21 protein-coding genes are annotated in these 26,158 nt (G+C 57.8%); 12 read left to right on the forward strand and 9 right to left on the reverse strand.

What is annotated here, in order from left to right; all coding sequences use genetic code 11:
• Nucleotides 1-42: 42 nt before the first annotated feature.
• Complete coding sequence (locus tag OQ273_RS06410) at nucleotides 43-4,230, forward strand: translocation/assembly module TamB domain-containing protein (protein WP_267989640.1); 4,188 nt, start codon at nucleotides 43-45, stop codon at nucleotides 4,228-4,230.
• Nucleotides 4,231-4,330: 100 nt separating this feature from the next.
• Here the strand turns inward: OQ273_RS06410 and OQ273_RS06415 are convergent, their stop codons facing one another.
• On the reverse strand, nucleotides 4,331-5,632 hold the full coding sequence (locus OQ273_RS06415; protein WP_267989641.1) for a glutamine synthetase family protein: 1,302 nt from the start codon (nucleotides 5,630-5,632) through the stop codon (nucleotides 4,331-4,333).
• On the reverse strand, nucleotides 5,629-6,474 hold the full coding sequence (locus tag OQ273_RS06420) for a MurR/RpiR family transcriptional regulator (RefSeq protein WP_267989642.1): 846 nt from the start codon (nucleotides 6,472-6,474) through the stop codon (nucleotides 5,629-5,631). The genes OQ273_RS06415 and OQ273_RS06420 overlap by 4 nt, the downstream gene beginning before the upstream one ends.
• 83 nt (nucleotides 6,475-6,557) lie before the next feature.
• Between OQ273_RS06420 and OQ273_RS06425 the strand changes: the two genes are divergently transcribed.
• From OQ273_RS06425 to OQ273_RS06465, 9 genes are all read left to right on the forward strand, one after another.
• Nucleotides 6,558-6,941 carry a hypothetical protein gene (locus OQ273_RS06425; RefSeq protein ID WP_267989643.1) on the forward strand — a complete coding sequence of 128 codons (384 nt, stop codon included), beginning with the start codon at nucleotides 6,558-6,560 and terminating at the stop codon, nucleotides 6,939-6,941.
• 4 nt (nucleotides 6,942-6,945) lie between these two features.
• Entirely contained in the window at nucleotides 6,946-7,587 is a 642-nt protein-coding gene (locus OQ273_RS06430) for a cysteine hydrolase family protein (RefSeq protein WP_267989644.1), read from the forward strand.
• Nucleotides 7,587-8,900, forward strand: a complete 1,314-nt coding sequence (locus OQ273_RS06435; RefSeq protein ID WP_267989645.1) for a M20 family metallopeptidase — start codon at nucleotides 7,587-7,589, stop codon at nucleotides 8,898-8,900. The genes OQ273_RS06430 and OQ273_RS06435 overlap by 1 nt, the downstream gene beginning before the upstream one ends.
• Entirely contained in the window at nucleotides 8,897-9,718 is an 822-nt protein-coding gene (locus tag OQ273_RS06440) for an alpha/beta fold hydrolase (RefSeq protein ID WP_267989646.1), read from the forward strand. Before OQ273_RS06435 ends, OQ273_RS06440 begins: the two co-directional genes overlap by 4 nt.
• A gap of 14 nt (nucleotides 9,719-9,732) precedes the next feature.
• A complete protein-coding gene (locus tag OQ273_RS06445; protein ID WP_267989647.1) occupies nucleotides 9,733-10,962 on the forward strand; it encodes an ABC transporter substrate-binding protein in 1,230 nt (409 codons plus the stop codon).
• A 65-nt stretch (nucleotides 10,963-11,027) separates the two neighbouring features.
• A complete protein-coding gene (locus OQ273_RS06450) occupies nucleotides 11,028-11,750 on the forward strand; it encodes an ABC transporter ATP-binding protein (protein WP_267989648.1) in 723 nt (240 codons plus the stop codon).
• Nucleotides 11,747-12,466: an ABC transporter ATP-binding protein gene (locus OQ273_RS06455; protein ID WP_267989649.1), complete on the forward strand. Its 720-nt coding sequence runs from the start codon at nucleotides 11,747-11,749 to the stop codon at nucleotides 12,464-12,466. The genes OQ273_RS06450 and OQ273_RS06455 overlap by 4 nt, the downstream gene beginning before the upstream one ends.
• An 11-nt stretch (nucleotides 12,467-12,477) precedes the next feature.
• Nucleotides 12,478-13,329 (forward strand): branched-chain amino acid ABC transporter permease, encoded by an 852-nt coding sequence (locus OQ273_RS06460; protein ID WP_267989650.1) that lies wholly within the window; start codon nucleotides 12,478-12,480, stop codon nucleotides 13,327-13,329.
• A 1-nt stretch (nucleotide 13,330) separates the two neighbouring features.
• The gene (locus OQ273_RS06465) at nucleotides 13,331-14,263 is read left to right on the forward strand and encodes a branched-chain amino acid ABC transporter permease (RefSeq protein WP_267989651.1); all 933 of its coding nucleotides are present in this window, start codon (nucleotides 13,331-13,333) and stop codon (nucleotides 14,261-14,263) included.
• Between the two features lie 92 nt (nucleotides 14,264-14,355).
• Here the strand turns inward: OQ273_RS06465 and OQ273_RS06470 are convergent, their stop codons facing one another.
• Nucleotides 14,356-15,300 (reverse strand): LysR family transcriptional regulator, encoded by a 945-nt coding sequence (locus OQ273_RS06470; RefSeq protein ID WP_267989652.1) that lies wholly within the window; start codon nucleotides 15,298-15,300, stop codon nucleotides 14,356-14,358.
• Between the two features lie 122 nt (nucleotides 15,301-15,422).
• Here OQ273_RS06470 and OQ273_RS06475 point away from each other — a divergent pair, with 122 nt between their 5' ends.
• The gene (locus OQ273_RS06475; protein ID WP_267989653.1) at nucleotides 15,423-17,078 is read left to right on the forward strand and encodes a BCCT family transporter; all 1,656 of its coding nucleotides are present in this window, start codon (nucleotides 15,423-15,425) and stop codon (nucleotides 17,076-17,078) included.
• Nucleotides 17,079-17,176: 98 nt separating this feature from the next.
• On the opposite strand, the gene OQ273_RS06480 is transcribed toward OQ273_RS06475, so the two are convergent.
• The 4 genes from OQ273_RS06480 to OQ273_RS06495 all read right to left on the reverse strand — a co-directional run bounded on the left by OQ273_RS06480 (nucleotide 17,177) and on the right by OQ273_RS06495 (nucleotide 21,790).
• Nucleotides 17,177-18,418 (reverse strand): O-antigen ligase family protein, encoded by a 1,242-nt coding sequence (locus OQ273_RS06480; RefSeq protein WP_267989654.1) that lies wholly within the window; start codon nucleotides 18,416-18,418, stop codon nucleotides 17,177-17,179.
• Nucleotides 18,418-19,971: an undecaprenyl-phosphate glucose phosphotransferase gene (locus OQ273_RS06485; RefSeq protein WP_271292091.1), complete on the reverse strand. Its 1,554-nt coding sequence runs from the start codon at nucleotides 19,969-19,971 to the stop codon at nucleotides 18,418-18,420. The genes OQ273_RS06480 and OQ273_RS06485 overlap by 1 nt, the downstream gene beginning before the upstream one ends.
• 86 nt (nucleotides 19,972-20,057) lie before the next feature.
• A complete protein-coding gene (locus OQ273_RS06490; RefSeq protein WP_267989655.1) occupies nucleotides 20,058-21,194 on the reverse strand; it encodes a glycosyltransferase family 4 protein in 1,137 nt (378 codons plus the stop codon).
• Between the two features lie 20 nt (nucleotides 21,195-21,214).
• On the reverse strand, nucleotides 21,215-21,790 hold the full coding sequence (locus tag OQ273_RS06495; RefSeq protein ID WP_267989656.1) for a polysaccharide biosynthesis/export family protein: 576 nt from the start codon (nucleotides 21,788-21,790) through the stop codon (nucleotides 21,215-21,217).
• A gap of 225 nt (nucleotides 21,791-22,015) precedes the next feature.
• On the opposite strand from OQ273_RS06495, the gene OQ273_RS06500 reads away from it, so the two are divergent.
• Nucleotides 22,016-24,439, forward strand: a complete 2,424-nt coding sequence (locus tag OQ273_RS06500) for a Wzz/FepE/Etk N-terminal domain-containing protein (RefSeq protein WP_267989657.1) — start codon at nucleotides 22,016-22,018, stop codon at nucleotides 24,437-24,439.
• A 12-nt stretch (nucleotides 24,440-24,451) separates the two neighbouring features.
• Here OQ273_RS06500 and OQ273_RS06505 read toward each other — a convergent pair whose 3' ends face one another.
• Both OQ273_RS06505 and OQ273_RS06510 read right to left on the reverse strand, forming a co-directional pair.
• Nucleotides 24,452-25,621, reverse strand: coding sequence for a GNAT family N-acetyltransferase (locus OQ273_RS06505; protein WP_267989658.1), 1,170 nt, complete (start codon nucleotides 25,619-25,621; stop codon nucleotides 24,452-24,454).
• A gap of 159 nt (nucleotides 25,622-25,780) precedes the next feature.
• The gene (locus tag OQ273_RS06510; RefSeq protein ID WP_267989659.1) at nucleotides 25,781-25,999 is read right to left on the reverse strand and encodes a DUF2842 domain-containing protein; all 219 of its coding nucleotides are present in this window, start codon (nucleotides 25,997-25,999) and stop codon (nucleotides 25,781-25,783) included.
• Between the last annotated feature and the right edge of the window lie 159 nt (nucleotides 26,000-26,158).

Raw genomic sequence — 26,158 nt, forward strand, 5'->3', positions numbered from 1 at the left:
GCGCTATAATGGACCGGCGAATCCCATGAGCGAACGGTTCCGATGAAGAGCGTGAAACGCATTCTTACAGTCCTTGCCGGCGTCATCGTCGTGTTGTTCCTGTGTGTCCTTGCGCTTCTGGGCACAGGTCCGGGTCTTTCCATGACAGCCTCAATGATCGGTTCCGTTGCAAGCGGTCAGGGGCGGGCAGTTGCTTTGACTGATCTATCGGGTGTGCTCGGTGGAACGCCAAAGATCGGCAAGCTGACCATCGCGGATGAAAAGGGCGACTGGTTGATTGCCGATGGCATCGAGGCCGATATCGCGCTTGGCAGATTGCTGACCGGTACGGTCGATATCAGCAGGCTTTCGGTGACAGAACTTGCGGTTTCCAGGCAGCCGGTTGCCGGCAATCAGGACGCAGCATCCGATACCGGTCCTCCCAGCCTGCCTGCGGTCACCATCGTGGCGGACAATATCTTCATTCGGTCGATCAATCTGGCGGAGCCGTTTCTTGGTGAAGCGGCCCGGCTGCAGTTGACGGGGAACCTTCTGCTGAGGGATGCTCCCGTAGACCTTTCAGGTATGCTGGATGTGGTGCGCATCGACGGCACGTCCGGTGAAGTCTCGGCGCAGTGGAAGGTAGCACCCGAAACAAATGAGCTTGATCTGGATCTTACGGCCAAGGAGCCTTCGGACGGCCTTCTTGCCCGACTTCTCAATATTCATGGCCTGCCAGCGATTGATATCGACATCGCCGGAAGCGGTCCGCTTGATGGCTGGGACGGAACGCTTGCGGTCAGCCTTGATGGAGAAAGAACGGTCGAAGGCGATGTTTCGCTGTCGGTGAGCGAGGAAAGGCAGGCCGTTAAAGGCACGCTCAAGGGATATCTGGCGCGGCTGATGCCTCAGGATGTGGCTCCGCTTTTTGCCGGCGACACCAGTATCGATCTCGATATTGAGCGTGACGATGGCAGAACGGTTCGTATCGGAAAGCTATCGGCAAAGTCTGCGCTCCTTTCGCTCGAGGCGTCGGGCCAGGTGCTGCCGGATGATGACAGCGTCGATCTTCGTGCCGATATCGCTTTCGGTGAAGAAAATGCGCTGGTGGCCTTTTCGCTGGGCGATGATCGTACAGTCGATGTCGGACAGGTGTCTGTCCGTTCCAGTCTGAAAGGAAGCCTTGAGAAGGCCGAGTGGATTTTGGACGGTTCGGTCCGATCCTTGAGCGCCGATGCCTTTTCGGTCGAAAACGCCACAATTTCCGGACGTTCTTCCAACGTCAATTTTCTTCGTGGCAGCGGCGATGCCAATCTGGAACTGGCGTCACAGTCGCTGAAAACCGGTCAGGATATGGCCGACAATCTTCTTTCCGGCTCACTGAGCGCGTCAGCCGAGGCGGCGTTCAAGGGTATGCAGGTCGATATCTCACGCTTCGATTTAAAGGCTTCCGGTCTTGATGCCAGCGCAAGCGGCAGCGCCGATCTCGCCGAGCGTTCTTTTGATCTCAAAACACAGGCGCAACTGCGCTTGACCGAAGACGACCAACTCGTCCCGGTGCTTGGTCAGTCAGAGGTGAAGATATCCGGACAGATAGCGCAAACGGAACCCGGCGCGCTGACGGTGACAAATCTCAATGTGCAGAGCCAGAACCTGGAGGCCAACGGTAACGGGCGACTCGATAACGGTTCATTGGAGTTCGGCGTGCAGGCATCGATCATGGACCTTTCCAGGGTCGCCGGCGGTCTGGAGGGCGGCGTCAACGTCGATCTCGATCTGTCGGGTCCGCAGGATGCGCCGAACTTTGATCTTAAGGCGGAGGGCGCCGAGATATCGGTTGCCGGCAAACCTCTGGAAGGCCTGTCGATTGTCGCCAGGGGCGTTGCCTCTGCTGCGCAGCCTTCGGCCAATCTCAAGGTGGACGGTCGCTATGAAAACCAGCTCGTTTCGATTTCCGCAAGCCTGACGAGAGATGCAAACGGCGCGCCTCTTGTCGACACCCTGGATTTGACAGTGCCGGGTGCAACGGCGACCGGAAGCCTCAACGCGGATGCGGCAGGCCTTCTGACCGGCGCAATGGACGTCAATGTCACCTCTCTGGCCGAGCTTGGCCCTCTGATGCTGCAGGAGGGATTGTCCGGTGCGATGTCCGGAAAGGTCATATTTGCCGGATCGGATGGCAAACAGTCGGTCAAAGCTGATTTCGAGGCAGGAGAATTTTCAGCCGGCGCGGTTGCCGCATCGGGTGTCTCTGTACAGGCGTCTCTTCAGGACCTTTCCTCACCGCAATCCGTCGATGTTTCCGCGACCGCCGCGACACTCGAGGTATCGGGGACGACCGCCTATGATGTGAAGGCCACCGCCAAAGGCGGCAGCGACCTTATCCCGTTTTCCGTTTCCGCCCGGGTCTATGATGCGCCCTTGTCCGTTGAGGGCGATGTTTCATCCGCAAATGGAGCGACGACCGTCACGCTCTCAAAGGCGAGCGCGACCTTCCGCTCCATACCTGTCAGCCTGTCGGAGCCGGTTTCGCTGACAGTCTCTGAAGATGCAACGCATGTGGAGACTGCCACGCTGAAAGTCGGAAGCGGTACGGTCGTTGTCAGTGGCAAGATGCAGGACCAGCTTGCATTCGACATTGCGGTCAGCCAGTTTCCGATCGCGCTTTTTGAGAGCATTGCTCCCACAGGCCTTGGTCAAAGCGGCACATTATCGGGAAAAGCGACCGTATCCGGCTCGGCTTCGGACCCGCTTGTCGACTACAATCTCGCCATTGCCGGTTTTTCCGTAGAGGCAAGCCGCGGTGTTCGCATGCCGACGCTTTCGGTTCAGTCTTCGGGCAATCTTGCGTCCAATACGCTGACAACGAAAACCCAGGTGCTTGGCAGCGGCGTGCAGTTCAACGTTGACGGGACGGTCGGCATCGAGGGACAACGGGCGATCAATCTGAGAATAAACGGTAATGCACCGCTGGAGCTTGCGACCCTGCCGGCCGCCGATTCAGGCGTGCAGCTGGAGGGCATGGCGAGGGTTGCCATGAGCGTCACCGGAACGGCCGCCAGCCCTGTCATCAACGGCACCGTTACGACCGCCGGGGCGGATTTTGTCGAGTCCAATACCTCGCTGACCGTCCGCGAGATCAACGCGACAATCTCGTTCGACGGGACAACGGCGCGTATTGTCGAACTGACCGGCAGGCTCGGGACGGGCGGTACGGTTTCGATGGCGGGGTCGGTCGGGACGAATCCTGCAAGCGGTCTTCCGGCGAATATCTCACTGACGGTCAGCAACGGCACCTACACGAACAGCGAGATCGTGACCGCGCAATTCGACGCAGATCTGAAGATTGAGGGCGAGTTGCTGCGTTCAGGAAGGATCGGTGGATCGATTTCGCTGGACCGGACGGATATCAGCATTCCCGATCGCCTTCCGGCGTCGATACCCTTTATCGATGTCAAACATGTCGGGGCATCGCGGAGCGTTCAACAGCAGGCCCGCGAACTCGAACCACGCAACGTGCAGGCAAGCGGCAACGGCTCCGGTGGCGGACTTTTTCTCGATATCTCGGTCAGTTCGCCAGCGCGTATTTTTCTTCGCGGGCGCGGTATAGACGCCGAATTCGGCGGATCGGTCGACATTACCGGCACGAGCAGCGCGCCGCGCGTGCGCGGCACATACTCCATGATCAGAGGCCGGATCGACATTCTGACGAAGCGGTTTGACTTCAGCAACGGAACGATCACCTTTGCCGGCCCCCTCGACCCGACCTTGAATTTCACCACGACGACGACGCGAGGCGGAACATCCTACTCGATTGTCGTCACCGGCACGGCGTCCCAGCCGGATATCTCGTTTGAGTCCTCGCCGTCGCTTCCCGAGGATGAAATCCTCGCCAACCTCTTTTTTGGCAAGAACCTGTCCAACCTCTCCGCTGTCCAGATCGCCCAGCTTGCCAATGCCGTGGCGTCCCTTGGGGGCGCAAACAATCGCGGCGGCATTCTCGATCGGCTGCGTGGTTTCGGCGGGCTCGCCGATATTGACATCAACACCGACGATGCGGATGGCGGCACATCGGTTGGTGTCGGCCGGTATCTGAACGACCGCACCTATCTTAATGTGGAAAAGGGATTGTCCGGAGGTTCCGGCCGGGTGACCATCGATTTGGACATCACCGACAATCTCAAGGCGCGCGGAGAAGCGGATATGGACGGCAACTCAAAGGCCGGCCTGTTCTTTGAGCGCGACTACTAGAACCTTCAGCCTTAGCTGATGGATCATCAATTCACGCGGTGACGGTGTTTGTCATTCGCCAACAGGGTTTTAAGCGATCCATCCGCTCGAGCGGCCAGGATCAATAGGTTCTTTCATAGGCAGCGCAGCGTGCGGCCGTGTCCATCTGAGCGACATGGGCAATCTCGCTTTTCTTGTGTGCCCGGTAGACGCCGGAAAACATATCAGGAAACCAACCTGTTACCGTGTCGCTCGCTCCAAAACGCTCCAGTGCGACTTCCAGTGTATCAGGCAAACGAATGTACCCGCGGTCGGCCAGAGTTTCGGGCGACAGGAGCGACAGATCCTCCTCTGTCGCGTCGGGCGCGGTCAGTTTCTCTTCGATCCCCTGACATCCGGCATGGACGACGGCGGCCAGGGCCAGATGCGGGCACGCGGCGGCATCGGCGGCGCGGTATTCAATGTTGAACTGCCGTGCAACGCTGGCGGGATCCTTGGCGGTGACAGGACATACCCGCAAAGACGCCTCGCGGTCTCGAAAGCCGAGGTTGTTGTAGGCCGCCGACCATCGATGCGGTGTGAGGCGCAAATAGGAGACGACAGAGGGTGCCGTAAGCGCGAGGATCGCGTCGAGATATTTCAGGATACCTGCGCAAAAGGCACTGGTCAGTTGAGACATCCCGCACGGACCGCTCGGGTCATAGGTGGCGGGCGTTCCGTCTGGATTGAGGAAACTCATATGGATATGCACGCCATTGCCGACGCTGTCGGTGTCGCGGATCGGTGTGAAGGTTGCGGCCTCTCCGTGCGCGCGTGCGACCGAGCGCGTAAGTTCCCGCAGAATGACGGCGGCATCGGCAGCACGCACGCCTTCCTCGGGGCCGATGACGACCTCGTATTGATTGGGGCCGTATTCTTTCATGATGCTGTCCGGGCTGAGGCCAGCAGCAGAAATCTGCGTCATCAGGTCTTCGCACAGTCCTCTGTGCACCTCGAACCCGGTTCGCCCATAGCCTTCGCCCACCAGCAGGCTGTCACCCTTAAGTTGGAACTCATGTTCGAACGCCGCTAACAGACGCACCCCGCCCAGTTGCTCCAAACGAGTCAATGCGCTCTTCAGCAGAGCGCGGGTGCAAAAATCCCAGGGTTCGCCGTCCAGCTCGACAATGTCGCCCAGCATGAAGCGTTCAATCTGTGTGCCGAGCGCGGCAGTGACGCCAGTGGTTTCATCCGGGATCAGGAGCAAATCACCAAGCGCACCGAACGGGCTATCGGCGATACCGTCAAAACAATTGATCTGCACGTTGGTTGGCGTCCATCCCACGCCGCGTTGCAGCCGTTTCTCAAGGTCTCGCGATGGAAAGGCCTTGCCGCGCACTTTCCCTGAGAGATCGCAGGTTGCAGCAAAGATCAGATCGCTCATGGCTCGTTCTCCAGAATCGTTTCTCTTGCCGCATCCCAGGCTTCGATCCGGGCACGTGTTTCGCCCCATGTCTCCTCTGCAATCCGGGTGACAATGGCCTCTGTGACCGCCAGGGCGGTGCTGTAACTGTCCCAGACTGTTCCCATGTCGATGGGTACAGCAACCACTTCGGAGGCAAATCGCGTTGCAGGAGACAAGCCTTTGTCCGTCATCAAAACGACCTTGGCGCGTCGTGCATTCGCCTGTTCGGCCAGGCGAACCAGGTTCCTCTGGTAGCGCCGGAAATCGACCAGGAAGAGTATATCGCCGGGTTTCATGCGCAACAGATATTCCGGCCATACATCGGGCTCACGCGGAAGGTGAAAGACATCTTCCCGGGACTGGCGTAAGTGAAAGGAGAGGATCAGTGCGATCGTATCGCTGATCCGACCCCCGACGACGTATATTCTGCGTTTTCGGTCGTTTAAAAGATCACAGATGCGATTGAATTGCCCTTCGGTGACGGCTTCGCTTGCGGAGTTCATCTGGTCCGCGGCGCGATCTAGGAAGCCCGTCAGATATCCGCCCTCTATCTGTTTTGACGTTGCATGAAGATCAACGGGTGAGCGCTGACCGTCCCGCAGCTCGGCCAGCAACCGCTTTTGCATATCTGCATAACCACCCAAACCGATTTTACTCACAAAGCGCGATATCGAAGGCGGCGATACTTCGGCGCGTTCAGCCAGTTCCTGGATCGAGATGAGCCCGGCGTAGGGGTAGTCCGACAACAAGGCGGTTGCCAGTTTTCTCTCGGATCGAGTGAAGGAAGCTGAAGTCGCTTCAATTTGATTACGGATGCTCATAGTGCCATCGTTTCTGGAAATTTATTTTCAGTCAATGGTATTCTCATTGACTCTGTCGCTTTATTTTCTTTACGCTATGTTACATGAACAAGCTTTCTGCTCGAACATTGCTTAGTCAATCCGACCTCTCGCCAGTCGAGGTTTTGAATGCTGACAGTCGCGTACCGTTCCTTTTGCTCTGTGAGCAGCGACCGCGGCACCCGGGGCTTTTAAGCGGGACCGACCTCAACGCGGCGCAGTCCTTGCGCGACCACATCTCGGCCAGGCGCATGGACCTGAACCTCGCCATCAATCAACCCAACAAGATCGACCCCGAGAGCGACTGGTTCATTCCGGCCCATGCAGAACCACGCGGGTTGATGCATAGCTTGATCGAGGTGCGCAACGATCAATTGGGCGACACGGCTGGTGTGACCGTCTGGGCCGACCTGCTGGCTGACGCCATTCAATCGACTGTAGAGGCCTGAGCGTATGACCTTGTCACGTGACATCCCGCTTGATCCGCACCACAGCGCGCTCTTGTTCATCGACGTACAAAACTTCTCGGCTCATCCCAAGGGGTCCGAGTTCGCCGATTGCAGTGACGCCGACTTCGACAAAAAATACGGCTGGTACTTCAATCAGCTGAACACCCGCATTGTTCCGAACATGCAGGCGCTTCAGACGGCCTGCCGCAAAGCGCAGGTCGAGGTGATGTACACAACCATAGAAAGCCTGACATTGGACGGGCGCGACCGATCACTCGATTACAAAATCACTGGCTTCAACGTGCCCAAGGGGTCGTGGGACGGGAAGGTGATCGATCAGATCGCGCCCAGGGGCGACGAGATCGTGCTGCCGAAGTCATCCTCGTCAGTCTTTGTCTCGACCCATATCGACTACATCCTGCGTAATCTGGGCGTGAAGCAACTGGTCGTCTCCGGGCTTCTGACCGACCAATGTGTTGAAAGTGCTATCCGCGACGCCTGCGATCTTGGCTATCTGGTGACGCAGGTAACCGATGCGTGCCTGACCTATTCCACGGACCGGCACGACAATTCAATCAGCACAATCAAGGGATATTGCCGTCAAGTCACGACGGCCGAGCTTGTTAAGGAACTGGAGGGCACTTGATGGAAAAAGCACTCGAAGCCGTTCTGGCGGCAATTGACGCTGAGAAAGATCATGTTGTTGCGCTGACCCAGGATCTGGTCCGCATACCCTCGGTCAATCCGAAATTTCAGGCCGAGCAAGGGCTGAACCGAGAAGCCGACGTGCAGGATCGGATCGAGGAAGAACTGCGCCCAATGGAATTCGGCATTGAGCGGTTCGAGACGTTTGAAAACCGACCGAACGTGGTGGCGGATTTGCCGGGGTCGGAGGAAAAAAGCATGATCCTGTGTGGTCACGTGGATGTCGTGCCGGTGGGCGATGCAAATGCGTGGGCGCGTGATCCTTTTGGTGGCCAGCTGGATTCAGGAAAAATTTGGGGACGCGGCGCGGTCGACATGAAAGGCGGCGTGGCGGCGTGCATCTCGGCTGCCCGCGCCATCCGCAGGGCAGGGGTTGAGCTGGAAGGGCGTTTGTCGATCCACACTGTCGTGGACGAGGAAGCCGGCGGCTTTGGCGCCATTGACGTGGTCAACCGCGGCCATCTGGCAAAACACGCGATCATTGCGGAGCCCACCTGGGGTGACGTGATCCCGGCGGAAGGAGGCCTGGACTGGACCAAGGTCACCATCTTCGGCAAACAGTCCCATGCGGGCTGGCGCTATAACATGATCTGGCCGCAGCACGACACGCCCGGACGGCTTGAGCCGGGGGTGAATGCCATTGAGCTTGCAACACGCTTCATTGCCGCATTACGCGATTTTGAGGCAAGCCGCTGCCGCAGGACCAACCATCCGCTGATGCCCGCCGGCCTGGCCACCATCAACCCCGGCACGATCATGGGCGGGGCCGGTATGGGCGAGGATGGCAATCCGGCGATCATGACCAATGCTGCGATGACCTCGGATGTCTGCACCATTGTGCTCGACTACAAATTCATGCCGCAGGAAGACTTTGCTGACGTAAAGGCCGAGTTCGAGGCCTTCGTACACCATTTTGCCAGCATGGACCCCTGGATGCGGGAAAACCCGCCAAAGATCGAATGGTCGCTTTGGGACTTGCACTTCCCGCCTATGAACACACCGGAAGATCACCCGCTGGCGCAGGCCACTTTGGCCCGTGCGACGCAGTTGCAAGCCAAGCCGCCGCTCCTGAAGGGGTTTGAAGCGGTCACGGATGCCGCCCACTACGCCGGAAAGGGCGTGGTGCCGATCATTTACGGCCCCTCCGGCGACGGGTTTCACGGCGACAATGAATGCGTCGAGGTCGACAGCCTGGTCGAGACGACCAAGGTCATCGCGGCCACCGTTCTGGATATGTGCGGGGTCAAATCTTGAGTGATTTGAAACACATAGACACCAGCCATGCGCGTCTCGCCTATCGTGAGACGGATGGGCCGGGCCAGCCTCTCTTGATGGTCCACGGCAACTCAACGTCCCATCAGGTGTTCCGTAACCAGTTGGATGGTGCGATTGGGGCTGCGTATCGCTGTGTGGCTTTTGATCTGCCCGGACATGGGGCAAGCGACGATGCATGCGACCCGGACACCACGTACAACGTACAGGGCTACGCCGCCGCCGCAGTCGAACTGATGCAGGCGCTTCGGATCGACCGCTATGCTGTGCTGGGTTGGTCGCTCGGCGGACACATAGCGCTGGATATGATGGCGCAGACCAGGGCCTTGGCCGGTGTCATGATTACAGGCTCCCCACCGATCACCCAGGGCAAAGGTGCGGTCTCGGAAGGGTTCGCCGGCGACATCGAGCACTCCATTGCTTCCAAGCAAATCCTGACCGGCGAGGAGATCGAGGCCTTCGCCCACAACACCTGCGGACCGAACGCGCCCTACGCTTCGTTTCTGAAAGAGGCGGTGACCCGCTGTGACGGGCGCGCCCGGTCGCTCATGATCGCCAAGTTGGCTTGCGGGGTAGGGCCGAACCAACAGGAGCTTGCACTCAACGCACCGGTTCCATTGGCCATCGTCAACGGCTCGGAAGACGCCTTCATACACAACGATTTCATTGCGCGTCTGCCCTACCGGAACCTTTGGGACAAAAAGGTCCACGACCTGCCTGGCATCGGGCACGCGCCTTTCTGGGAGGCGCCTGAAACATTCGACGCCTATCTCAGCAGATTTCTCAACGACATCACCTAATGGGGAGAAAGACTATGAAACGCAGAACTCTACTTGCAACCGCGACGGCCTTCGGTCTCATCGCTCAAGTCGGCTTCGCCGCAGCCGACGTGGTCAAAATTGGCGTTCTGGCGCCCGTCTCCGGCCCGCAGGCCGCCGATGGTCAGGAGATGGTCAATGGCGCCCAGCTCGCCATTGACGAGCTGAACGCTGCCGGTGGCGTCGCGGGTCACACGTTTGAACTGGTCGTGGGTGACGTCGTCGACGGCGCGGCGGACAAGGTCACGACGGCGGCGGAACGTTTGCTGGGCGACCGCCAAATGGGCGCGATCATGACGGGCTATGCCTCCGGTTCAAATTTCGAGATCGAGCTGATGGCCGAGATGGAGATGATCTACATGGTCTCGGCCAACTCGTCCCAAACCGAGGGGATTATTGCGCCCGACCCGGATGCTTTTCCGACAGTCTGGTCGCTCACTCCGTCCTTTGCAGGCTACAACACAGAGATCGTGCCGGTCATAGAAGGGCTGGCGGCGGACGGGAAACTTGACCTGCCGAACAAAAAGGTCGCACTGATCGCTTCGGACAATCCCTACTCCAAAGGGATTGCCGATGGAATGGTCGAAGCCTTTACTGGCGCCGGATGGGAAGTCGTGACCAACGATCTTCTGCCCTTTGGCGAAATCAACGACTGGCGCGGCTTCCTGGGTACGGTAAGAGAGGCGGAGCCAGCTGTCATCATCAACACCGATTACGTGTCGTCCAACGCTGCGCTTTTCGTGTCCCAGTTCAACGAAAACCCGACCGACAGCCTGGTGTTTATCCAATATGCACCATCCGTCCCCGAATTCATTGAACTGACGAAAGAGCAGTCTTCGGGCATCGTCTACAACCTGCTCGGCGGTATCTTGAACACGCCGACCAACCCGCGTGCGGCAGAGGTGATGGCCAAGTACAAGGACGCTTTCGGCAACGAGCCGGGCACCTATGGCGCGGCCCTCTATGAACAGGTGCTGATCTATGCCGCAGCCCTTGAGAAGGTGGGCGATCCTGCCGATCGTGTAGCGATTGGCGAGGCCATCGGAGCCTCCAGCACCCAAACCGCCATGGGCATGGTGTCCTTCGATCCGGCCACCCATCTGGCGGTCCAGTCCAACGAGGGCATCCCCCTGCAGTTCTATCAAATCCAGGATGGCGAGCGGGCGCTGTTCTACCCGCCGGTCTATGCCACGGGCGAGTTTGTTGAACCTGCCTGGATGAAGTGATCTCCCGAGGCGGGCTGCGCGTGTCCATCCGCGTGCAGCCCGGCTCTAGTTTTTGAGAGCCTCCCATGACCCGATCCATTCTTTCCGTGCACAATGTCAGCAAGCGCTTTGGCGGGTTGACGGCGGTGAACAATGTAAGCTTTGACGTGAAGCCGGGCGAACTTCTGGGCATTGCCGGACCGAACGGGTCCGGAAAAAGCACGCTGTTCAACCTCATGACGCGCATTCCGTTCGGTCCAAGTGAAGGTCAGGTCACGTTTGACGGCCAGAGGATAGACACGCTGGCGCCGCACAAGATAGCTGGACTGGGGCTGTCTCGAACATTTCAGAAGGATGTCGAATTTCCGGACCTTTCAGCGTCGGAAACGGTGCATATCGCGGCGACTTATGGCGGTCGTCACGCGCGCAAAACGGGGGCAGACATTCTGGACTTCGTCGATTTCGCCACGGATCGCCGGGAAATGCACACGACTGAATTGTCCGTTTATGAACGCAAGCAGCTTATGATAGCCTCGGCGTTGGTGATGGACCCCAAGGTCCTGATGTTGGATGAACCGGCCTCCGGCCTTACCCGCCCCGAAATCAACGCGCTTGAGGCTCTCTTACGCAAAATCAGCCAAAGTGGTGTGACCATCCTGTTGATCGAGCACGTGCTGGGCCTCCTGATGGCCGTCTCCGAGCGCCTGATCGTTTTGAACCAGGGCGCGCTTTTGGCGGAAGGGCACCCCAAGGATGTGATGCAAGACCCTGCGGTGATTGAAGCTTATCTCGGCGCGCGCGCGGCATGACGCGGGTCCTCGACGTCTCCGGCATTGATGCGGCCTATGGCTCGGTAACGGTTCTGCGTGGGCTCAGCCTGCATATGAACGCAGGCGAAAATATCGGGCTTTTTGGTCCCAATGGCCATGGCAAGACAACGCTGTTGCGGGTGATCTCCGGCCTGATGAGGCCACGGGCGGGCCAGGTGAGATTTCAAGGAGAGGATATCACCGGCGCGCGGCCTTCGGTCATCGTGTCGAAAGGCCTGGTGCAATCACAGCAGGGCAACACGCTTTTTGGCGACATGGCGGTCGCGGAAACACTTGAAATGGCTGCCTTCACGAAACCGGCTCGCGCCGTTGCGCAAGCCTCCCTTGCGCAGGTCTATGACCTCTTTCCGCGTCTGGCTGAACGCGGACCGCAAAAGGCCAAAACCCTGTCAGGGGGCGAACGTCAAATGCTGTCGATCGGCGCGGCCTTGATGTGCGCGCCGCGCCTGCTTTTGCTGGACGAGCCGACACTTGGCCTGTCGCCCAAGCTGAAAGAAGAGCTGGCTGTTGCGCTCAAGGATATTTCCGCCCGCGTGCCCGTGGTGGTGGTCGAACAGGATGTGGAATTGCTTTTGTCCCTGGCGGACCGTCTCTACCTGATCGAGCATGGTGAAGTGGTGCGCGAGATCGCCCAGGACAATGCGCCCGACCACCAGGAAATCATGCAGATGTATTTCGGAGAGGGGGCGCATTGATGGATGCGTTGATGACAACCCTCGTGTCCGGCATCGTGTTGGGCTCGCTCTACGCGCTGATGGCCAGCGGCCTCAGCCTGATCTGGACGACGCTGGGTGTATTCAACTTCGCCCATGGTGCGCTGATGATGATCGGAGCCTTTGTCGCCTGGACCGTGTCCGAGCCCCTGGGGCTCGGTCTGTGGCCCGGATTGATGGCCGGTATTGGGTCGGCGGCCTTGCTGGGGATCATCATAGAGTTCCTGTTGGTCCGTCCGTTTTACGGCCGCTCGAACATGCTTCTAATTACCGTGATGACCACGCTGGCTGCGATGATCATCCTCGAGAAATCCGCACAGATAATCTGGGGTGCGCGGCTCAAGCAATTGCCGCGATTGGTCGAGGGTGATGTCTCTGTCTTCGGCGCGGTCGTGTCGGCCCATGAGGCGCTGATCGTTCTCTTGGCTCCGTTGATCCTTCTGGCGCTTTGGGCCTTTACCACCAAGACCGCAACAGGCCGATCCTTGCGCGCTGTGGGCCAGAACCAGGACGCGGCAGCGCTTCTGGGAATCAATGTACCGCTTACATTTGCGCTCGCCTTCGGTCTTGGCGCGGCGCTTGCCGGGCTGACGGGTGTACTTTTGGGCGGTATCCGGTTCATCACGCCAAGCCTTGGCGCAGAGCCGCTTGTCAAGGCGATGATCGTTGTGATCTTTGGCGGGCTTGGCTCGCTTGGAGCAACCGTCGGCGCAGCTTTTGTGATCGGATTGGCGGAAGCGTTTCTGGTGCTCGTTCTCGGTCTTTACTGGACGCCTTTCATGCTGTTTCTCGGGCTGATCGTTGTGCTTATTTTCCGGCCTAACGGCCTCTTCGGGAGGGCCTGAGATGCTGCGCACGCTCGGTCTTCTTCTGGCGCTCGTCGGCCTTGCTGTCGTGCCGATCTTTGTGACCGACAGTTATACCCGGCACCTGTTCATCCTGGCTTTTGTCTATGCAGTGATCGCGTCGAACTGGGACCTTTCACTGGGCTATGCAGGGTTGTTCAACTTCGGACACCTGACGTTCTTTGCAGCAGGCGTCTACACGGCGGCCCTTGCGGCCAAAACCTTCGGCGTAAACCCCTGGCTTGCCATTCCCATGGGCGGCGCGACGGCCGTGTTGGCCGCGCTGATCGTGTCTTTACCCGTAGCCCGGCTGAAGGGCATCTATGTGGTGCTGGTGACCTTCGGCTTCAGTCAGTTGGTGCTGCAGCTGATCCTCAGTCAAAGTCAGATCACCGGCGGGGCCGGCGGCATGGTCCGTATTCCGGGGCTGGAGATCGGAGATTACCGCTTCATCCGGGATTTCAAATTTGGCTACTATTACGTCGCCCTCGGGCTTCTGACCTTGTCGACAGTCTATCTGTTCTGGCTGACGAAATCGCCTTTCGGCAAATCCCTGCTCGCCGTGCGCGACAATGAGGATTATGCACAGGCCCGCGGCATCTCCGTTGCCCGGCAACGGGTTTTGGCATTGGTCGCCAGTGCTGTGTTTCCAGGCATTGCGGGCGGTTTCTTTGCAATCTACCTGCGCGTTGCCGCGCCCGACGTGCTCAGTTTCGGCACTCTCAGCCTGGCGTTGTCCATGGTCCTGATCGGCGGCACCGCCACAATCATCGGTCCAATCATTGCCGCACTGGTCTTGACCTTCGCCACCGAGGCCATGGCGGGCATCCGTGGGATGGAGGAAGCGCGCTTCATCGTGGTCGCGGTCGGCATGATCCTGATCCTGCGATTTGCTCCGGGCGGATTGGCGCGTTTAATAGGCAAAAGCACCTGAAGGTCTCAGGCCTGGTGCCGTGACATGAATAACAAGAACGAAACCGATATGACCGTCCTGTTCTTCGGGCGCGATTACAAAGGCACGGCTCGTTACTTTTTGGCGGCAGAGGAGGGCTTTGTGCCCGCGCGTTGTGCGATCCAGTCATAGACCCGCCGCGGGCCACTATATGAGTTCGGCCGGTCCAGAGACATGATGTAGCCGGCGAAGCTGTCGACCACATCGTCTGTTGCCTGGACAAGCAGGCCCGTGCGCATGACGTCATCAATCAGGCCGAGCCATCCCAGCGCAACGCCGTCTCCTGCGATCGCGGCCTGGGTGACCATGTCGTAATTGTTGAAGCTGACATAGTTCTGCGAGCGTTCTCCGACTATGCCGAGGGCATCGAACCATCCCTGCCAGGTCTGCCACTGTGCCGACGGTGGCCTGGAGAGACTTAAGAGCTGGGTTTTCAACAGATCTTTCGACGATGTGATCGGCCCGTTGGCCGCAAGGAATTTCGGGCTGCAGACGGCTGCCACGCGCTCTTGCAAAAGCAGAATATCGTCCCCCTTCATCTGGCTGAGAGGCCTGACATGGATACTGATATCGCAATCGTCGCCATCGTCTTCGGGAGGGATTTGCGAAGCCAGAATCTGAAGCTCGATTTCCTCACCAAGCTCCGAACGCAATTGGGACAATCGCGGAAGAAGCCAGAATGTCGAGAAGGCGAAATCGGCCGAAAGCCGAACCCGCGGCTTCGATTTGCGCTCCAGCAAGGCATTGACGGAATTGCCCATTTGCCGCATTGCCGGACCGACGACATTGAGCAGGCGCGAGCCCTCGTTTGTCAGCACCACGCCGCGGTGTATGCGGGTAAAGAGGACAACACCCAGTTCCTGTTCCAGCGCCTTGATACGCTGCGATACCGCCGACTGGCTCATGCCCAGCGCATCGGCGGCGCCGGTGAAGTTGCCGTGACGGGCGACAAGGTCGAAGGCGCACAGACCCACAAGGTTCTGGCTGAGCTTCCTATTAGCCGGACTTATGCCACTCATAATCAATTACCCACTGCACACGCATGCATATTTGTAACAAACATGCTATCGTTAACAATTGTGCGGACGTTTCAAGGAATCCGCTGACGCGATTGCGTAAAAAAACAGAGACGGGGAAACACATGTCCATAAAACCTGCGCTAACCGAATTGCCTATAGGCACCGCCGATAGCGGTTTCTACAGGGGATTCAGTCACATCGTTACCATATCCTCCAAGCTTGTGATTGGGGGGCTGGTCGTTTGGGCGATTGCTTTTCCAGAGCAGGCCGGCGCCATTCTCAACCGGATCAATGCCTTTATCCTGGCCTCGTTCGCGTCATGGTATATCTGGACGGTCGCGTTTTTCGTCTTGTGCTGCCTGGCGCTTTCCATATGGCCCACGGCAGGACGACTGAAGCTTGGCCGGCCGGAGGATGAGCCGGAATTCTCGAATTTCTCCTGGTTTTCCATGATGTTCGGTGCCGGTATCGGTGTTGGAATGTTGACCTGGGCCGTGGCGGAGCCGGTCTATCACTGGAACAACAATCCGGAGGTGATCCAGGGCATTACCAACGGTGCGACCGCAGACAATATCCGCATGGCGTATAAATGGTCGTTCCTCCATTGGGGACTTGGGGCATGGGCCTGTTACGCGATTGCCGGTCTGGCGCTTGGTTTCTTCAGTTATCGCAGGGGACTTCCGCTGACGATGCGGTCCTCGCTGACGCCCTTGTTCGGCGAAAGACTGTCGGGTTCGCTCGGTCACATCGTCGACATCGTCGCCGTGGTTGCCACAATACTCGGCGTCGCGCAGACGCTGGGTTTCGGCGTCGAGCAGTTTGTTGCCGGTCTGACGCGTATCGGCATTACGGGCCTGACTACGGAAGCCGGAAACGCCAATTCCGCGGGCGTGATCGTTGCGATCGTGGTCATTATGGGTGCGTCGACGCTATCGGCCCTGTCGGGTGTCGGCAAAGGCATCAAATGGCTCTCCAACATCAACATGGTTCTCAGTATCCTGCTACTCGGGTTTTTCCTGCTGTTCGGTTCGACCTTCTTTGGAATGAAGGCGCTGCTGCTTGGTCTGTGGGATTACCTCATTGCCCTGCCCGACATGATGTTCCGTGTATGGTCGGGTGACGGAGATCCGGACAGCGTCGCCTCCAAGCTGGAATCCTGGCAGGGTGGCTGGTCTGTCTTCTACTGGGCCTGGTGGATTGCCTTTGCACCTTTTGTCGGCCTCTTCCTGGCCCGTATCTCCAAGGGCCGCACCATCAGGGAATTCGTGCTTGGCGCGATGATCGTGCCGTCGCTGATGTGCTTCATCTGGTTCACATGGGCAGGTGGCACGGCGATTGATCTGGAACTGAATGGTGGCGCCGGCGGCCTGATCGCCAGCGCTCCTGACGGCGACAAGATCTTTGCGATGGTCAACTATATGCTGATACCGGCACTGGGCTGGGCGATGTCGCTGATGATCGTCGTCCTCCTCATGACCTACCTGGTGACCACGGCTGACTCCGCCGTGCTGATCGTCAACACGATCAACGCCGCGGGCGACGAAGGTCCGAAGGCTCGCCCGCATATCATCTTCTGGGGCGTTGCTCTTGGATCGGTCGTGACTGCTCTGTTGCTGGTCGGCGGGCTCAAGGCGATCCAGACGGCCATGGTGATCGGCGCCTTGCCGTTCTCGCTGGTGATGGTGCTTCAATGTATCTCGCTGGTCAAGGCGATCTACAATGACGGCCGACGAGAAAAGGCCGGTATGGAGACTACGGTTCAACCGGCAGCCGAATAGACAATCTGCTCCCCCGCTTATCAAGAGCGGGGGAGTTTTTCATTTAGAGGTGATGCATCCGCCGATCACCCGGACAGATGCCAAAACCTGCTTCCTGTTTAAGATGCGTGTGAGAGCTGCTCCCGGCGCTGGCGCATTGTGCGCTGCTCAAGCCCGATGCATCCCCAGATGATGCCGAGCAGGATGTAAAAATGCCGCCAGTGATCGGTGTCGATGAACGTCGATATCAGGATATGGCCAAAGAAGACGACATAGGCGCAAACGAAATAGGGTTGCCAGGGGCGATCCCTGAGCAGGCATTTGAACCCGACGGCAAGTGTCCAGACAATGAGTGTCAGATAGGACGCAAAGCCGAGCCAGCCGTAGTCGAGCAGTGCCTTGAGCCAGATATTGTGGGTATCCTCGCCAAATAGTGTGCCGAAGATCAAAGGGCCGATACCGAGTGGTTTGGTCAGCGCGAGCTCAAGGCCGAGCCAATAGCGGTTGAAGCGCCCGAACTCCCCGGCGTCGTAGCTTTGAACAAGCTGTGCCCGTACGACGAACAGTTCCGCGACCTGATCGAATTGCAGCGCGATCAACAGCATGAGGGCGAGTACAAAAAAACCGGCGCATCCAAGAAGCAGAACCCGCAGGCGAAAGGCGGTGGAGTTTTCCTTCAGCAGCATGATGAAAACGATGGTCAGCATGCAAAGGGCGTAAAGCCCCCAAGCGGCGCGAGAAAAAGACAGGAAAATCGCCATGGTCAGGATCGCAAGGGCCATGATGCGAGGCAGCGAGGCGCTCAACCGTCCCATAAGGATCTGCTGCATCATGAAACAGGCTGGAAGCACGAGGAATGGTCCGAAGACGTTTGGATCTTGGAAAACACCCATTGCCCGGCCGTATCTCAAGAACAGATCGCTTGCGGGAAAGAGCTGAAAATAGCTGAGGATACCGACGAGCCCCGTTGTCAGGGCTCCAAGGACATAGGCATTGAAGATAGGCCGCAGGCGGTTGCGATCGGCTTCGATCACAGCGGCAAAAAACACTGAGGACAGTGCCAGGAACAGCGACACGGCGATGTAGAGCGTACGGCGCGTATCGAGCTGCTCAAGCATTGTCAGGGACAACAGACCGCCAATATTGAAACAGACAAGAATGGTCAGCAAGATGGCACTGTTTTTGGAAAGGCGCAGTCCGAAGAGGAACCACACGGCGATAAGGCCGACCATGTAGAGTTCGTAGGGCGCTGGTTCATAAAGCACAAAGCCGGAAAGAAAGGCGCCGAGCGCAAGTGAGCCTTTGGCAAGGAGAGGCACGGCGGCCGGCGAAAGTCCTCCCTGTGCAATCGTCCCGGCCATCAATAGGCGTTTTCCGAACCGAGCAATCGGAATGGTGTCAGAAAAAGTATCCTCAGGTCAAAGAGCAGCGACCAGTTTTCAATGTAGTAAAGGTCGAAAGCGGTGCGTTGCTTGATTTTTTCCGCATCGTCAATTTCGCCGCGCCAGCCGTTGATCTGCGCCCAGCCGGTCACGCCGGGCTTGACACGGTGACGCGCGAAGTAGCCGTCAACCACTTCTGTGAAGACCGTGTCATGCGAACGCGCATGAATTGCATGGGGGCGCGGGCCGACCAGTGAAAGCTCCCCCTTCAGCGCATTGAAGAACTGGGGCAACTCGTCGATTGAGGTGCGTCGGATAAAGCGGCCGACAGGTGTGACGCGCGGGTCGTCCTTGGTTACCGGATTGATCGCCGTCGGGTCCGATTTTTCGACATACATCGATCTGAATTTGTACACATTGATGATTTCGTTGTTGAAACCATGTCTTTGTTGCTTGAACAGGATCGGTCCCTTGGAGGTCATCTTAACGGCAATGGCCGTTGCCAGCATGATTGGCGAGAAGGCGATGATGCCCAGGATGCTGAAGACGATATCGAAGGCACGTTTGGCAACTGAGTCCCAGTCATTGATGGGCCGGTCGAAAATGTCCAGCATCTGGACGGAGCCGATATTGGAGTAGGCGCGGGGCCGGAATTTGAGTTCGCTTGAGTGGGCTGCCAGGCGGATATCGACCGGCAGTACCCACAGTTTCTTCAGAAGCTCCATAACCCGCTTCTCGGCCGTCAAGGGCAGGGAAAGGATCAACATGTCGATACGTGCCAGGCGGGCGAATTCAACCAACTCCGAAATATTGCCGAGCTTGGGATAGCCGGCAACAATGGCGGGTGAGCGCCGTTCACTGCGGTCATCGAAAATACCGCAGATGCGTACATCGTTATCGGGTTGCTGTTCGAGTGCGCGAATGAGTTTTTCGGCCGCTTCGCCGCCGCCGACAATAACGGCACGCCGTTCCATGGTGCCGTCGCGCGCCCAGCGGCGTATTGCAAATGCAATGAAGTTCCTTCCAAGGGTAAGAAAGGCTAAACCGGACAGGAACCATGACCCGAACCAGACACGGGAAAACTCCTGGCCGATTTTCATGAAAAAGGCGGCCGCGGTCAGCGTAGCGAAGGCAATTGTCCAGCCGATGTAGAGTTTAGGCAGATTTCTGAAAGCGCTGCGTAACGACTGTACCTGGTAGGCATCGCTGATCTGAAACAGGAGGACCGCAAGGATGGCGCCGGCGACCGAGGCAAATATGTATGAGCTCGTATATTCGCCCTGCGGGGCAACATAGATCAGACTGACCGCAATGCCGCAGAGGCTCAGGCCGACGATCTCGAACAGCCGTGCCATGCCGGTGATCATCGCTGGAGAAAGGCTGTCATCACCCAGCTGACGGGCGATTTGAGTCGCCAGCTTGCCGATTTTTTCGGAAGGTTGAGCGGACGGATCGGCCGGTGGCGTCTGCGGTTCGTCTGCCGGTTGTGCGCCTTCGGGCTTCTCGGGTTCGATGGTTTGGTGTGCGGTCATGTATCCAGCGGCATCCCTGACTTTCAGGGCTCACGGATATCACAGAGCCGTTAATATTCTTTGACCCGTATACCGCGGGCGGGCGGTCAGGCGGTGCAGTCCCTGTAGAAATCCGTGATCTGGTTCGCCATGGTCCTTGCGGAAAACCGCGTCTCCAGGTCCATTTTGTCCGGCATCTGCGCCATCAGTTCCCGCGGGGACCCGACTGTGTTTGCCATCGCTTTCGCAAGGGCGTCGGCGTTCCCGGGCGGGATCAGTACCGGACTGTCGACCCCGAATATTTCAGGTATGCCCCCCACACGGGTGGCGATTACTGGGCGTCCCGCAGCCAGCGTTTCCAGAACGAGGTAGGGCAGGGACTCCGCCCTTGAAGGCACGACGACAAACTCACCGCGCCGCAAGGCATCGCGAACAGGCATTGCCGGCTCGAGTTTCACCCGGTCAGTCTGGCCGCTGGCCTCCAGCATGCGCCGGTATTTGTCCTTATCGTCGCCATCGCCGATCATCATGGCGCTTAAAGGCTTGCCGATCAACTTCTCGGCCTTGCCCAGGGCATCGATAAAGACGTCGGGTCCCTTCAGGTCGCGCATCATCCCGACATAAAGGAAATCGGCCGCGCCCTCTTCGGGCGTTATGTCCTCGAATTCCTTGTCGTGCAAACCGTTATAGATGAGCCGGCTGGGCGGCCGTGGGGGGCCGATCTTGGCGGTATAGGCCTGGCGTTCATAGTCGCTGACGAAAACAAGGCCGTCGGTGAAGCGTTCTAGGAAGCGTTCGAGGGCAAAATAGAACCGTCCGGACAGTTGCGAACGGCTATAGTGGAGGCTGCCCCCGTGCGGGGAATAAAGGCGGGATACGCGAGACCTGGAAACCCGCAACTGTGAGCCGACCAACCGCGTCATGGCACCGCCTTTGGCGCCGTGACCATGGATGATGTCCGGCTTCAAACTCTTGATTTCACTCCTGCATTTTAGTGCAGTAACAATATCTCCTGGCCCAATGGAACGGTGCATGGGAACTCTGGTCAGGCCGAGATTGAGAAATGGCCTGATTGTGTCGAACAGGGCATCTTCATGTGCTCCGCCGGTGATGCTGTCACACAGTATTCCAACCTTGTGCCCGGCCTCGTGCTGATATCGTACAAGATCCCGCACATGCCGGAAAATGCCGCCGACCGGAGAGCGGAAACAATGCACGATACGCAAGGGGGCATGATCCGACATTTACGTCCTGACCCTTGTCCTCAGAACAGACGCTCACGGACGTAGATAGTATCGCCCGCCAGAATGGGATCTGAGATCGTTACCCGTCCTGTCAGGACGTCGCCATTGACCTTTCTCGTGATATCGACGTTGGATTGATTTGCACGGGCGGTGAATCCACCTGCGATGGCGATGGCGTTTTGTACATTCATTCCAGGAACATAGTTGTATTGTCCTGCCGTATTGACCTCACCAAGGATGAAGAAGGAGCGGTGCTGATCGACCTGAATTGAAACATCGGGATCGCGCAAATAGCCCTGGCGCAGCTTTCCTGCAATATGCGTCTCGAGTTCGGAGACGGTCTGGCCGCGGGCTGCGACCGATCCGATAAGCGGGAATGCCACATAGCCAGCCTGATCAACTGCATAGGTGTTTGTCAGCTCTTCCTGTTCGAACACTGTGATGCGCAGATTGTCTCCTGAATCCAGCCTGTAGGGCTGAATGACGGCCTCATGAAAGGCCTGCGGTGCAGGCCGATAACCCGAGCAGGCGGCCAGGGCAATGGCGAGTCCTGTCATAAGGGCAGCGGCCGCAATTTTTCGTATTTCAAACGCCATGTTGAGCGAATACTCTTCACAGGAGCAGTTATTGAACCGGCCCCGTTATCGACCGGTTAAGGTTAATGACGGGTAAAGTGTGGGGTATTTTCGCACCCAAACTTTCCGAATGGCGGCATTTGGGGTTAGCGGGCTGATTTTGTTAATGAAATATAAATGCAGATTTAACCCTTATGTTACCATGTTCATTTACTCATTCGACTGATTGAAGTGGAGTGATTACCCATGCGCGGTTCGCAGTCGAGCGGCAGTGACGTTGATATTGATATTGTGCGGTTGTTCGTTGCCGTTTGGGAACGGCGCATCGCCATTGTTTCTCTTTTGCTTATCGTAAGCGTTGCCGCGTTTGTTCTTTCAGGCATGTCGTCGCCGCGATATCGCGCAGAGGCTCGCATCCTGATAGAATCGCGCCAGTCGCCACTGTCCGGCGCCAACCAGACAACGAACGGGCGCCCGCAGTTTCTTGACGAGCAGGGTATTGTCAGCCAGGTCGAGATCATCAATTCGACCAATCTGATCAAATCCGTCGCCGATCAACTCGACCTTGTCGACAATCGCGAGTTCAGCTCTGCGGCCAAACCCTCTCTTATCGAAAGCCTTCTTATTCAGTTCGGTTTTGAGGAAGACCCGTATGATGCCTCGCCGGAGGAGCGTCTGATCGAACGATTCCGGGAACATATGACTGTTTATCAGGTCGACAATTCCCGCGTCATCGTGGTTACCTTCTGGTCTGTCGACAGACAGCTTGCGGCGCAGGCCGCCAATGCAATCGCCCAGACTTATCTCACGCTGCAAAGCGGCGCCAAGGTGTCGACCAATGTCGATGCGACGGCCTGGCTCGAGCCGGAGATCGCCGATCTGCGGGACAAGGTGCGCGCGGCCGAGGCGAAGGTGGCGCAGTTCAGGGCCGAATCTGGCCTTTTGCTGGTGGACAGCACGGAGACACTCGCCACGCGGCAGCTTTCCGAGATTTCCTCGGAATTGAGTCGGGTGCGCGGCGAAAAGGCCGAGGCCCAGGCGCGGGCGACGGCCGTCAGGAATGCGATCGAAAGCGGGCGTCCTTCAGAAGACTTTGCCAATCTGGTTCAGTCCGATGTCATCCAGAGATTGCGGGAACGGCAGGCAGCGCTCCAGGCACAGATTGCGGATCTTTCCGTAACGCTGCTTGAGCAGCATCCACGGATCAAGGGCTTGCGGTCGCAGTTGAACGATATCGAAAAGCAAATTCAGGCAGAGACCCGTGGCTTGCTGCGAACATTTGAAAATGACGCAGAAATCGCGCAGCTACGCGAAGATGAACTAAATCAGCAACTTGGCGAGTTGAAAGCGGATTCGGCAAGGGCAGGCGGCGATGAGGTCGAATTGCGGGCGCTTGAACGCGAGGCAACCGCGCAGCGCGAGTTGCTTGAAGTCTATCTGAGTCGTTACCGCGAAGCTGCCTCGCTTTCGGACCGGGGCGACCTGCCGGCCGACGCGCGCGTCATTTCCGAAGCATTGGTTCCGACGAAACCCTATTATCCGAAGCCCGTGCCGGTGGCGATTATTGCCGGGTTGGTTACCTTCCTGCTTTCGTCTCTCGCCATCATGCTGTTTGAGCTTTTTTCCGGCCGGGCGCTCAGGCCGGTCGATTACGGTGTAGCGCCGACAAATTCGGATGCAATGGAGCCTGAAGCCGCTGTTGATCCAGGCCCGCCCATTGGGACGGGGCTCACACCAAAACCGTTTGATGATGTGCCCGTGGCGGGTGTTTCAGACAAGGCCGAACCGGGGGCTGAAGCCTTCGAAACTGCCCGGGAAGACGACGCCGTTGAGACATTTGCAGCAGAGCAGAGCGATGTTGTCGTGAGCGCGCATACGCCTGACTTGAATGCAGACCCTGTCGGGGCCGATGCACCTGTTGCCGCGAACGACGACAGCTCCGCTGAAAATGACGAGACACTGGATGAAGACGTGGTGGTCGAAGCCGGACCGGCCGTTGAAGAACCGCCTCATGACAGTTTGGATGCAAAGGTCCCGGTTGCAGCTGACATCGATGACGGCATCATCGAAGACCACGAGCCGGAATACAGTGTCAGTGCCGTCACCGACCATCTGATTGCGGCCGGAACGCGTCTTGCCATTGTGGTCTCGCCCGAAGGCGACAAGGGCTCGATGACTTCCGTCATGCTTGCTCGGATGCTGGCAAATGAGGGAAGCCAGGCATTGCTCCTGGATATGACCGGCTCTGCCTGTCCAAGTCGGATGATGGTGCCCCATTCGGATCTGCCGGGCATTACCGACGTGCTAGTCGACGACTGCACCGTGCCGGAGGCCCTTCATGCGGACCGCCTGTCAAATGCGCATATTCTTCCCCAAGGCATAACGGACCCGGCCATGGCCATGCAAAACGCTGACAAGCTGCCGGATGTGGTTGGCGCTCTGACCAAAGTCTATGACATTGTCATTGTGGAATGCGGTCCGGCTAATTCTGCCGGCGTCAAGCGCCTTCTCGACGGGCAGGACGTGGAGATGATCTTCTCCGTGGTGCAGCCCGATGACGATCTGATGGTTGAATACCTCAACGATTTTTATTCGGAAGGTTTTCAGAATCTTCTCATGATGAGCCCCGGGGCAGGGGCGCCCGGCAGCCCCGACCGGACCGCTGCCTAAATCAGAGTTGTTCTAGCGGTTGGTGACCCAGAGGCGGATCGCCTTGGCAAGCTTGAAGATGGCCGGATGGTGCTTGGTAAAGCGCTTGATGTCGGTTGACAGCCGGGCTGCAAGGGCACCGATATGTCCGAGCGGTGTGATGGCCACAAACGTATCATAGTGGGTTGTTTCGACATCGCACCAGGAGCGTTTGAACTGTTCGTCTCCGACACCGAAATCGAAAGTGTGAGCGCCGGACTCACAGGCGTCGCGAATAACCAGGTAGAATAACAACTCACCCGGACTTGCCGCTTCTGTCGGCCCGATCGCGATGGAACTGAACTGGCAAATCACATCACGGCCCTTTGTCGACAGAGCCGCTATCGCGCATAAGAACCCGTCGCGGTTGCGCAGACGGATCGCGTACATTTCAATTGTTTTTCTGTCCTGACCGACGCTTTCCTGAGCCAGACGGCGGAAATAGGATTTGATCTTCGCGTCATCGAAGACGTCCGGCAGGCCCATAAAGGCAAAGCGCGCAGCTTTCTGATTGAAGAACTCCTCCAGCAGATCGCCTGCTTCATCGGGAGTGCGCGCTCGTATGTAGTCGTATCCGCCCAGCTCATCGAGCCGGCGTTCCGAGATGCGAAATTTTTTTCTGCGACGCTTGGCGTTGCCCCTTGAAAGGACAGCATCAAAGCCTCCATCCAGTGTTGCCTGGAATGTCGGGTTCTGATTTTCAACATGCGGCCAATGGGAAAACGGGTGAACGTATCCATGCCAGGCCCTCGGCTGCCGGTCGAGGAAGACATAGTCAACGCCGAGCGGCAGTTGGGCAATCTGCTTCCTGATTGCAAGCATGGTGGCCGGATTGGCATCATCGAGGAAATGCGTTGAGAAAACCCCGAAATTCACGTTGTTGAACGGCGTTGCGATATATCTGGCAATCCGGAACGGTCCGCTGCGTGTGATACATAGCGGCAGGATGAACGCGGTTTCGCCGGACCGTGCGCCGGATGTGTAGGTGGCCGTTATGATAAGCGGCGTCGCGCCGGTCTCTTCGATCCAGCCACGGCACCAGTCATAAGTCTGGTGAATACTGCACTCGGGAGCAGCCTCCAATGCCCGCCATACGGGCTCCAGAGGTTCAATTTCCCTGTTGCATTGAATGGAAAAACTGGTTGCCTCAACCGGTTTTCGCATCAATCAAATTCCCATCTCTCATCCAGCATGTCAGCGCCTTGGCCTGCTGAGGCTTCTAATATTTCGCGCGAACAAGTGGAACCAACGTCAGAGACACACTATCCGATTGAACTTAAAAAACTCTGATCGATACGAATTCTGGTTAAAATTGGTTGCCGATTAATTGCTTTCGTCGCCTTGCGGCCGTTCCATCCAGCGAATAATCCACATGGCCGGTAAAACCCAGATTACGCCGCTGACGGCAAAATATATAAGATGCACCCACCATGGTGACTCCGCCAGCCTGTAGGTCGCGACCGTCGTCGCCACCAGCGCGTAAAGCACCACAAGCGCAATCAAGGCAAATGTACCGATGAGTTTGCGTAGGCGAAGCGGCATTTATCCCTAATCCTCGTCTTGAAGGCTTTTGAAGTATAGGAATTGATGTCGCAATCAAGTCCTTAATCTCTTTGTGGCGCCGCCATGCCTGACTCTCGGCGGCAGGCCCTGGATTTGGTTTGATACCGTTAATTGATCCGTTAACCCAAATTGGACTTT

Origin of the sequence: Hoeflea prorocentri (assembly GCF_027944115.1) — a bacterium.
Classification (GTDB): domain Bacteria; phylum Pseudomonadota; class Alphaproteobacteria; order Rhizobiales; family Rhizobiaceae; genus Hoeflea_A; species Hoeflea_A prorocentri.